Consider the following 10803-nt stretch of genomic DNA (forward strand, 5'->3'; position numbering starts at 1 on the left):
GCACGGCTGTCACGGCTCCCGGCCGGAGCCGGCAGCGCGGGTGCGGGGTTGACGCCACATCGGCCACAGGGGTGGTCCTCCGTCGGGCAGGTGCACCGGCGTCGGTGTGGTGTCGTAGTAGCCGTGCCGTTGGTAGAGGCGTCGGGCGTCGGTGGTGGTGGCGACGAGGTGGACGGGGGTGCCGGCGGTGTCGCAGATGGTGTGCCGGTGCGCGAGTAGGGCGGTGCCGACACCCCGACGCTGCCGGTCGGGTGTGACGCCGAGGTAGGCGAGGTAGGTGTGCGGGCGGCGCGGGGCGTGGTCGTGCAGGAGCGCGGCGAGGCGGGCGAACCGTGGAGCGTGCGGGCCGGCGATCCGGTCCACGAGTGCGGTGTGGTGCGGATCGAGGTCGTGGGCGGCGGTGTGGGGCAGCCAGACGGCGGCACCGGCGTGGTCGCCGCTGGTGTACACGGCGCCCGAGGTCATCGCGTGGGTGAGGACCGCCGGGCAGAGTCGCTGGTAGACGCGTCGGCGTTCGGCCGGGTCGGGGATGAGCCAGACGGCGTCGGGAGTGCCGACGAACGCCTCGACCAGGGTCGCCGTGAGCGCGGGGATGTCGTGGCGGTCGGCGACACGGATCACGGTCGTGGTGGGGGTGGTGGTCACCGACGGATCTCCTTACGTGCGGCGGGGGTCGGGTGGGTGGTGGTGCGGGTGGCGGCGTCGGCGCCCGCGCCGACCGTGGCGTAGACGTGGCGGCGTGTGCGGTGCAGGACGGCGGCCCATGCCAGACCGGCGGTGACGGCGGCGGCGTAGAGGCCGGGCAGCGCCCACCGGGCCGGCGAGCCGGGCGGGGCGTTGAGAAGGTCACCGAAACCGATGAGAGTGCCGCCGAGGATGAACACCAGCAGATTGAGCGCGACGCCGGGAGCGACCGCGGTCGACCAGCGGGACTCACCCCGGCGGTCGTGGCGGAAGTATGCGAGGACGGCGAGGCTGGTCGCGGTCATCAGGATCAACACACCCAGGCCGCCGGTGACGGTCAGCCAGAAGAACAGATGAACGATCGGATCCAGGCCGGCCAGCGCGTAGCCGGCGATGATCAGGCCAGCCACGCCGGTCTGGGCCAGCGAGCCGAGCCGCGGCGCCCCGGTCCGCCCGTGGGTACGCCCCAGCGCGGCGGGAAGGACCTGTTCTCGGCCCAACGCGAACAGATAGCGGGCGACCAGGTTGTGGAAGGCCAACAGAGCGGCGAACAGGCTGGTCACCAGCAGCAGCCGACCCACGTCCACGATCAGGCGTGGGAGGTGGCCGTCGACCAGCACGAACATCAACTCCGGCCCATGGCGGGCGGCGGCGGCGATGATCTGGGTGGGGCCGGCGGCGGTCTGCATCGCCCACGCCGACCCCGCATACAGGATCGCGGTGACAGCGATCGCGGTGTAGGTGGCGTGCGCGACCGTCCGCCGGGGGTCACGGGTCTCCTCCGCGAGCACGGTGGTGGCCTCGACCCCGACGTAGCCGGCGATCCCGCCGACGAGGATCGCCGCCATCCCCGGCACCGCCAGATGCCCCGGCGCCAACCCGTGCACCGACAGCCCCCCGCCGGCGGCGGGGTGGGTGGCCATGACCGTGTCGAAGACCACCACCACGGTGATCTCCGCGACCAGCAGCACACCCAGAACCCGGCCATTGAGGTCGACCCGCGCCAACCCCAGCACCGCGACCGCCAGCCAGCCTGCGAGAGCCCACACCCACCACGACACGCCGACACCGGCCACCGCCGACACGGTCGCGGCCGTGACGACACCGAACGCCCCGTACAGGCCGACCTGCATCAGGTTGTAGGCCACCACCGCCACGAACGCCGCCGCCACCCCACACGCCGGGCCGAGAGCGTGCGCGACGTACGAGTACATCGACCCGGCGTTGACCACATGCCGCGACATCGCGACATAGCCGACCGCGAACACCACCATCACGGCGGCGGTCGCCGCGTACGCGACCGGCACCCCCGACAGCCCGGTCACCGCATACGCCGTCGGCACCGCCGACGCGACCACCGTCATCGGCGCCGCAGCCGCCAGGACGAAGAACACCACCTGCGGCACCCCGAGCCGGGACCGGGCCAACGCGGCGGCGACACCACCCCGACGCGGACGCGGCACACCAAACGAAACCGACACAACGATCCCCCCAGAGAAGACAAGAACCAGACGAGACGGAGGCAGGTCAGAGAAAAGGGCGGGCAGGGCGCCTGAGCAGACGCCTGAACAGGGCAGACGGTGGTCAGGTCCGACCACCCAACACAGCCCGACCGACCGCCGCCGACAACTCCCACAACAGGACGTCGACCTGCGCCGGCACCAGGCTCAACAACCGGTCCAGACGCCGCCGAGCCCGCGGCCCGCCGCCGAGGAACCGGCCCTCAACACCAACAGCCGCACACAACCGCGCCAGCACGCTGTCGAACTGGTCCAACCGGTCACCACGACCGATCCGGGTCGACAACCGCGCCCACGGCCACGCCGCCACATTCATGTCCGTCGGCTCCCACACCGTCCGCGTCACCAGCCGCCGGACCCGCACCGGCCGCACCACCCCCGCGTCGGCCAACCGCTGACCGATCGCCGGCACCGACACATCCGCGAGAACGTCCAGCCACACCGGAACCGGCTGACCCGGCTCGGCCGCCACCCAGGCCACGATCTGCCGCTCCAACCCGACCAGCCGCACCCCCGGTTCCGGACACGCCAGATGCCCCGACGGCGTCACCACCAACACCCCCGCCACCACCAGGTCCACCAACACCGCGGCCGTCGCCCCGTACCCGGCGATCCGCGCCGTCACCCGCAGCTGACCCGACACGTCGTGATGCGCCATCAGGAAGAACTCATCCGCCAACAACCGACGATCCACCGGCAACGACAACACCGACCGACGACCGGTACCGGAGCGGTAGACGGTCATCGCGGGTGCCGTCCCGCCCACGGCGTGAACGGCTGGCGCGATACGGCTCGTCGGTCGCGCAGATCGAGTGCCGGCAGGTGGGGGTTCGGTTCGGTCGCGCAGGCCGGGGAGGCGGCGAGGGCGACCTGCAGCCCGCTAGATGGCAACATGACTTCCCCTTCGACTCGTGCGGAGTGTGGTGGGCCTGCCGTGCCGATGACGGGGGCACCGGCACGGCAGGCTGCTGCGTGCGGGCGAGTCTCTCGTCGACGTGCAACCTCCGTGGCGCTTCCGGCCACAGGCTCGAAAGGACACCTCGTCAGCTGGCTTCGAGCAGACCCAGCGAGCGGCATCGACTCCAAGTGAAAGCGGTCATCCAGCAGGTCGTACAGACATGACAGCCATAAGCGACAGTGAAGGAATAGGCGGGGTCGAGCCGGTGGTCGGTGGGCCTCTGTCGACTCGCGAAGCCGTCTGGCGGCTCGACCTCCAGCTACGACGGGGGGTAGACGTGCGTCTGTTCACATGGTGGATCACGACGCAGAGTCGCCCAGGAAATCACGGGGTGGAGTATCGACTGAAGGCAACCGAGGTCAACCCAGGCAGAGTTCCGCTCGGGAACGCGCCTGTAGCGGTTAGCGGTTATGTCACTCTTGGCTGTTGCAGCCGGGTGACAGGTGTTCAATCCGATGGACCTGTCGATTCATCCACTGAGCATGCGACCGGCCTCGGTCTTCCGCACTGGAGCAAGATCGACCGACTGGCGGATCCAGGAGTGCATCTGCAGTTTTCGTCCTTGACCGCCCAGCCAGCGCAGTGACAGGCAGGTGTTGAGCGTCGACGACCACTACAATCCTTTGCTGTCACGGTTCTTTGTCACATCTGGCCGACAGGTACACCGATCGGTTGTGCTGGATCTACCGCCTACTCCTGACGGTCTGGATTCAAATGAGATAGGTCAGGCTGAGCTGAGGCGGAGGCTCGGGCAAAGGTTGCGCGGGCCAAACCACATCGCGAGGAGGCTGTCCATGGAAGCACTGTCCAACGTGCCGACGGATCAGACCACAGATCTGGAACCGGTCCTGGATCTGGCTGTGGTGACGATTGGGGAGTCGCCACAGTCGAACGACGAGACGCCGACCTACACCTGCACCGACGGTAAGTAACCGATCAACGCGTCTCGCGGTGGCCAGGCAGTCGGCCGGGCCACCGCGTGGCGTTGAGGAGGCGGATTGTGATTGTCATGCCGAGGATCGCGATGGTTCGGGCACCGCTGGCACCGGTGACGGCTCGATCATTGGGGCATTCGGACGGGGCGGTGAACCCGGTGTTGCGGGAGGCGATCGCGGTCGCTAGCCCGGATCTGGACGCTGCAATGGAGCTTGCCGACGGCGAGGACCACGCTGATGCGAGGCGTACCGCGTTGGCGGTAGCGGGCTATTCGGCGCGAATGACTTTCCGCGCGACCCCGTTCGGCCTGTTCTCCGGGGTCGCCGCCGCCGGAATCGGAGGCCCTTGGGTACGTGCCCTGTGTGGAGAGGCGCACCAGACGCGAACGCTGCCAGATGGCGGATGGCTGGTCGCGCTCGTGGAGCGCCTGCACCGAGATCTCTCTGTTGTCTCAGGACTGTACGTGTCGGTTAACCCAACACTGCGGAATCGGGGCGGCCGATTAGTGCTGCAGCGTTGGCGCCAGCCTGACGACCGAGCATCTTCGCAGCTACAGGAGGTGTCAATCGGCTCTGTCGGTTCTGCGGCTGCCGTGCTGCATGCTGCGGAGCGGGAAGTCGCTGTTGCCCGGTTGCTTGCCGAGGCTGTAGGTTCTGACTCGGATTCGGGTTTGCTTATCGTGTCCGAGCTACTGAAGGCTGGGTTTCTACACAGCGAGCTGACCAGGGCTGTCAATCATCGGGATTCATTACGGGAGATCGAGGGTATACTGCGAAGGGTTGCTTCGCCGATTGTGAACGAAGTCCGTGAGGTTGCGCGCCTTGCTCGCGAGTATGACCAACGTCCGCTAGGTAGCGGGCTGCCGGCGTTCCGGGCACTGACGCAGCAGATGCAGTTGGTGGCAGCGGCGCGACACCAGGTATGCGTCGACACGCGATTCGATGCCGAGATTCGCCTACCGCGCGTCGTCGGTGAAGAGGTGCGCAATATCGCAGGACTGTTGTGGCGACTGAGAGTACACGACGAACATCCACTGGCTGATTTCCATCGGGAGTTTGTCGACCGGTATGGGCTCGATCGTGCGGTACCCGTACTGGACGTACTTGATGAGTATTGTGGCCTCGGCCTTCCAGTAGGATACGCAGGTGGCCGGCCGCTGCAGTCGCCTCAGTCGCCAGTTAATACCGTACGCGATGGGCAAATGTTTGCACTGTGGGCTAGGGCGGCAGGGCGGGGCGCGACTCAGGTCTCCTTGGACGAGGATGTTGCTCAGGATTGGTGGGAGGATTTTCCCCTTTCCGAGGAGTCGCCGCAGTCGTGCGATCTGTTCGCCAGACTGGCTGCACGCGATATCTGGGCGATGACTCGCGGCGACTTTACGTTAGTGGAGCCCTGGTTCAACGAAGCTCCTGCAACGGCGGGATTTGCCCGATTTCTGGATTTGATTCCAGAGGCGGCTACGGCGCTGCAGGAGACTGTCAGGTCGGATCGCACCGGGGATGCGGGAAGCAGTTTTGCGGAGGTTCAGTTCAGCCCGCTGCAGCCCCGTCTGACCAACGTGATGCGCGCAGGTGGCAGATCGGGGCGGCAGATCTGTGTCGACCGGGCACCTATAGCGCCCGGTGACATCGCAGTGCGAGATCTGTCGGTGTTCTCTGACGGACGTCGCCTGCACGTGCAGACACAAAACGGTGAGCGCCTGGTTCCTGTCGCCGGTCATGGCCTCGGACGCAGACATGCCCCCGCCGTGGCGCGGTTTCTACTCGAGATTGGGCATATGCCGCGTCCCCACGGCTGGCGGTGGGGCAGGCTGCTGCAGGAGTATGCCCCGTTTCTGCCGCGAGTCTCGGCTGGCCGTAGCGTCTTGACACCGGCGAGTTGGCTCCTGCCTGCGTCGGTGATGCAGGCAGCCGGAGACGCGGCGCAATGGCGGTCGGCGCTCGATCGATGGCGGCGCGAGGCCGACCTGCCTGACCGGGTGGAGGCCGGGGCCTCCGACATGCGCGTACCAGTGGATCTGACCTCTTCGGAGGGAGTCGGCCTGCTACGCAGAGAGGTCAACCTGCATGGGGTGACCCGGGTGCGGGAGGTGCTGGATGTGCCTGATGGGTGGTTGCGCGGTCCTGACGGCTACCATGTAGCGGAGATTGTCGCCCCTGTTGTTCCAACCGAACCGCATACGGTCAACGGGCGGGCGTCGCCCTCCATCGTCCGGCCGGTGCGTACGGCCGGGTCGGGGGAACATCTGCCCGGGGCTGGGCGATGGCTCTACGCGGTGCTGCCAGTTCCGCATCGCAGCCAGGACCATGTGCTCACCGCCCTGGCGAAGGGCTTCGCCAGCCATCACCAGAGATGGTTTTTCGTCCGCTACCACGACCATGGCAGTCCATGTCTACGAATCAGGGTGCGAACGACTCGGGCCGGGCAGGGGACGGTGCTGGGCATGCTTGCCGACCAGGTCTGTCGGTTGCGCGAGGGTGGTCTTGCTGGTGGATTCCGGTTCGACACCTACGATCCGGAGATCGAGCGGTACGGCGGCCCAGACTTGATTACGACGGCGGAGGAGCTCTTTTGCGCCGACACCGACGCTGTCCTAGCAGACATCAGCAGCGGGCGGAACACCGTGGTGACAGCCGCGTTGTCAGTAGTCGGGCTCCTTCAGATACTTGCTCCGAAAGCAGAGGACCGGCGCTGGCTTGCCGGAATCAAAGGTCATCCTGGCCACCATCGAGCACGGGTACGCGCCTTGGCTGTGTCCGGGTTGGAGGAATGGCTCGGGCCGGTCGCATCGCGGTGGCGGAGACGACTCACCGTCGCCAGCCACTACGGCAGCCAGCTCGGTCTACTGACGTCTGAACGCCGAAACCATGTCGTCCGGAGCGTGATTCATATGCACTGCAACCGGTTGGTAGGCCTCGAGCAGGGCATGGAGGCACAGGTACTGCGACTGGTGCGAGACGCTATCGAGACCTGCGCGCGAACCGGGCGACCGTTGACCGCAGTGTTGGAGGTGCCGACGACATGCCAAGCCTGACGACGCTCAGCGCGCAGACCGCGCTCGCGCTCGCGGACCGCCTAACAGATCACCGCCTCAGCTTCGACGCGATCGCCGATCACCTCGGAGCAGCCACCGTCCACGCGGTCACCCTGCCCTGGAGGCCTACGGCGGCTACCTACGCCAGGCGGCGGCTTGAATCGGCAGGTCAAGCATTGCCGACGGTGGTCCCCGCTGGCGCCTGGTCCGGGCTGGGCGCACTGCTGTTCGCCCATAGCACTCTCACCGCCGCCACCGGCCGCCGGACCGCGACATACCGGGAAGGGCTCGACCGGCTTACCCGACACGCTCGCGCGTTGGTCACCCGGTACGAGCGCCAACCTGCGGACGTCACCCAACGTGACATCGATCTGATCTCCGGGATCACCGGCGTCGGCCGGTTGCTGCTCGACTCTGGGGACTGCCCCACGCAGCCGTTGCGGGAGATCCTCACCTTCCTTGTTCGCGTCGTCCACAGAGTACGTGCAGACCTGGGCATGGCGCATGGCATGACGGGGCCGCTGGCGCTACTCGCACTGTCCCACGCACGAGGAGTAACCGTGTCGGGACAAGGCGAGTCCATCGCTGCGCTCGCGCGATGGCTTCGGGGACACCGTCGAGACGATGGGCTCTGGCCCGCCACGGTCTTCGAATCCCCGGTAGACACCAAACCGGCCGTACCAGGATGGTGTTACGGCAACGCCGGCATCAGCCGCGCGCTTACCCTCGCTGGACGGGCCCTTGCCGATCAGCAGTTGATCGACGATGGCGTCGCTGCTCTCACCGTATTGGCTGACCCCGACGCGTCGATTCCGCCCTTCGCGGGGTCAACGCTCTGTCACGGACGAGCCGGTCTGCTGATGGTCGTCTGCCGTACCATGGTTGATCACCGGTCTCCTGCCCTCGATGCATTGGCCGGCCGCCTCGCGGCGGAGATCATCGACGACCTCGCCTCTACCGACGCAGCGCCTGCTTGCCACGCTGACGGCGAGATCCGCTCCACGCAACTACTCACCAGTACGGCCGGAATCGCGCTGGCCCTGCTGCAGTACGCATACCCGGACCAGCCCGTCGCCTGGGACCGGTCGTTGCTTCTCTGCTAGCCCCAGGCCGCGGTCGGCGGGTCCGCCGCATCCGGCGTGCCGACGGGGATAGTGTGCTCTCTCGGCCACCGTACGGCGTCGCTAGCTAAGGGGTCTTAGCCATGTCCGATGGTTTTGTGCACCTGCACGTGCACACAGAGTATTCGATGCTCGATGGAGCGGCCCGGTTGAAGGAACTGTTCGCCGAGGCCAACCGTCTGGAAATGCCGGCCCTGGCGATGACCGACCACGGATATCTTTTCGGCGCGTACGATTTCTTCAAGCAGGCGACCGGCGCCGGGGTGAAACCGATCATCGGCCTGGAGGCATATCTCACACCCGGGACGGACCGTCGGGACCGGACCCGGGTACGGTGGGCCGAGGGTGGGGAGAACGACGTCTCCGGTGGTGGCGCGTACACCCACATGACGATGCTGGCGGCGGACGCGGACGGCCTGCGTAACCTGTTCCGGCTGGGCTCGCGGGCGAGCCTGGAGGGGTACTTCTACAAGCCGCGTGCGGACCGGGAACTGCTGAACGAGTACGGCAAGGGGATCATCGCGACCACGGGGTGCCCGTCCGGTGAGGTCCAGACCTGGTTGCGGATCGGTGACTTCGAGAAGGCGTGCGCGTCGGCGGCCGAATTCCGCGACATTTTCGGTGCCGACAATTTCTACCTGGAGCTGATGGATCACGGACTGGGTATCGAGACCCGGGTCCGGGATGATCTGATCCGGCTCGGTAAGCGGTTGAATCTCAAACCGGTCGCGACCAATGATCTGCACTACACCCATGAACGCGACGCGGACGCGCACGAGGTGCTGCTGTGTGTCCAGTCCGGTTCGACGATGGCGGACCCGAAACGGTTCAAGTTCGACGCCCGGGACTTCTATCTCAAATCCGCGGCGGACATGCGGAAACTGTGGGACGCCGAGGTGCCGGGGGCGTGTGACAACACCCTCGAGATCGCCGAGAAGATCGGCGACTATTCGGCGTTGTTCGCGTCCCGGGACCTGATGCCGCAGTTCCCGGTACCGGCCGGGGAGACCGAGGAGTCGTTCCTGCGGGCCGAGGTGCTGCGCGGGCTGGAACGCCGGTTCCCCGGTGGGGTGCCCGACGGGCACCGCCGGCAGGCCGAGTACGAGCTCGACGTGATCCTCAAGATGGGTTTCCCGGGCTACTTCCTGGTGACCGCGGACCTGGTGCACTACGCCAAGCGGGAGGGGATCCGGGTCGGTCCGGGCCGTGGTTCGGCGGCCGGGGCGCTGATCGCGTACGCCCTGGGCATCACCGAGCTGGACCCGATCCCGCACGGCCTGCTGTTCGAGCGGTTCCTGAATCCGGACCGGGTGTCGATGCCGGACATCGACATGGACTTCGACGAGCGTCGCCGCGGTGACATGATCCGCTACGCGACCGAGCGGTACGGCGAGGAGCGGGTCGCCCAGATCATCACCTACGGCACGATCAAGGCGAAGGCCGCGATCAAGGACGCGGCGCGGGTGCTCGGCTACCCGTTCGCGATGGGTGACCGGATCACCAAGGCGATGCCGCCGCCGGTGATGGGCAAGGACATCCCGCTGACCGGCATCTTCGACCCGAAACACCCCCGCTACCCGGAAGCGGTGGAGTTCCGGGCGCTGTACGAGTCCGACGGCGAGGTCCGCAAGATCGTCGACACGGCCAAGGGCCTGGAAGGGCTGAAACGGCAGTGGGGGGTGCACGCCGCCGGGGTGATCCTGTCCCGCGACCCCTTGGTGGACGTGCTGCCGATCCAGAAGCGGGAGCAGGACGGGGCGATCATCACCCAGTGGGACATGGGCGCGTGTGAGTCCATCGGCCTGCTGAAGATGGACTTCCTCGGGCTGCGCAACCTGACCGTGATGGACGACTGCCTGGCCGGGATCGCCGACAACCAGAACCTCAACCTGGTCCTGGAGGACCTGCCGCTGGACGACAAACGCGCCTACGAGCTGCTCGCCCGCGGTGACACGCTCGGGGTGTTCCAGCTCGACGGCGGGCCGATGCGGTCGCTGCTGCGCTCGATGGTGCCGGACAACTTCGAGGACATCTCCGCCGTCCTCGCCCTGTACCGGCCGGGTCCGATGGGCGCCAACGCGCACAACGAGTACGCCGACCGCAAGAACAACCGCAAACCGGTGGTGCCGATCCACCCCGAGCTGGCCGAACCCCTCGCCGACATCCTGGGCGACACCTACGGGTTGATCGTCTACCAGGAGCAGGTCATGGCGATCGCCCAGCAGCTGGCCGGCTACACGCTCGGCGCCGCGGACCTGCTGCGCCGGGCGATGGGTAAGAAGAAAAAGGAGATCCTGGACAAGGAGTACGTGCCGTTCTCGCAGGGTATGCGGGACAACGGCTACTCCGACGAGGCGATCAAGACGCTGTGGGACATCCTGGTCCCGTTCTCCGACTACGCGTTCAACAAGGCGCACACCGCCGGCTACGGCCTGGTGTCCTACTGGACCGCCTATCTGAAGGCCAACTACCCGGCCGAGTACATGGCCGCGTTGCTGACCAGCGTCGGCGACGACAAGGACAAGGCCGCCGTCTACCTGGCCGAGTGCC

Annotated in this window: 7 protein-coding genes; 4 read left to right on the forward strand and 3 right to left on the reverse strand. The window is 67.0% G+C overall.

Translation table 11 applies throughout. The annotated features are described in order from the left end of the window. Nucleotides 1-9: 9 nt before the first annotated feature. The 3 genes from ACXAHD_RS20085 to ACXAHD_RS20095 all read right to left on the reverse strand — a co-directional run bounded on the left by ACXAHD_RS20085 (nt 10) and on the right by ACXAHD_RS20095 (nt 2949). A complete protein-coding gene (locus ACXAHD_RS20085; RefSeq protein ID WP_475052425.1) occupies nt 10-645 on the reverse strand; it encodes a GNAT family N-acetyltransferase in 636 nt (211 codons plus the stop codon). Continuing rightward, nucleotides 642-2165, reverse strand: a complete 1524-nt coding sequence (locus ACXAHD_RS20090) for an APC family permease (protein ID WP_475052428.1) — start codon at nt 2163-2165, stop codon at nt 642-644. Before ACXAHD_RS20090 ends, ACXAHD_RS20085 begins: the two co-directional genes overlap by 4 nt. 103 nt (nt 2166-2268) lie before the next feature. Next, the gene (locus tag ACXAHD_RS20095) at nt 2269-2949 is read right to left on the reverse strand and encodes a GOLPH3/VPS74 family protein (RefSeq protein ID WP_475052431.1); all 681 of its coding nucleotides are present in this window, start codon (nt 2947-2949) and stop codon (nt 2269-2271) included. A 1007-nt stretch (nt 2950-3956) separates the two neighbouring features. On the opposite strand from ACXAHD_RS20095, the gene ACXAHD_RS20100 reads away from it, so the two are divergent. From ACXAHD_RS20100 to dnaE, 4 genes are all read left to right on the forward strand, one after another. After that, nucleotides 3957-4094, forward strand: coding sequence for a hypothetical protein (locus ACXAHD_RS20100; RefSeq protein WP_475052435.1), 138 nt, complete (start codon nt 3957-3959; stop codon nt 4092-4094). Nucleotides 4095-4171: 77 nt separating this feature from the next. Further along, nucleotides 4172-7132: a lantibiotic dehydratase gene (locus tag ACXAHD_RS20105; protein WP_475052447.1), complete on the forward strand. Its 2961-nt coding sequence runs from the start codon at nt 4172-4174 to the stop codon at nt 7130-7132. Continuing rightward, nucleotides 7120-8235, forward strand: a complete 1116-nt coding sequence (locus ACXAHD_RS20110) for a lanthionine synthetase C family protein (RefSeq protein ID WP_475052438.1) — start codon at nt 7120-7122, stop codon at nt 8233-8235. The genes ACXAHD_RS20105 and ACXAHD_RS20110 overlap by 13 nt, the downstream gene beginning before the upstream one ends. A gap of 101 nt (nt 8236-8336) precedes the next feature. Continuing rightward, the coding region (gene dnaE, locus ACXAHD_RS20115) for a DNA polymerase III subunit alpha (RefSeq protein ID WP_475052441.1) at nt 8337-10803 on the forward strand (2467 nt) is incomplete at its 3' end.

The organism is Micromonospora sp. ABR4_055 (assembly GCF_056160425.1).

Excerpts from the sequence above, each read along its gene's own strand:
- ACXAHD_RS20105 (WP_475052447.1), top strand. The coding sequence starts at position 4,172 with ATGCCGAGGATCGCGATGGTTCGGGCACCGCTGGCACCGGTGACGGCT.
- ACXAHD_RS20095 (WP_475052431.1), bottom strand. The coding sequence starts at position 2,949 with ATGACCGTCTACCGCTCCGGTACCGGTCGTCGGTCGGTGTTGTCGTTG.
- ACXAHD_RS20110 (WP_475052438.1), top strand. The coding sequence starts at position 7,120 with ATGCCAAGCCTGACGACGCTCAGCGCGCAGACCGCGCTCGCGCTCGCG.
- ACXAHD_RS20100 (WP_475052435.1), top strand. The coding sequence starts at position 3,957 with ATGGAAGCACTGTCCAACGTGCCGACGGATCAGACCACAGATCTGGAA.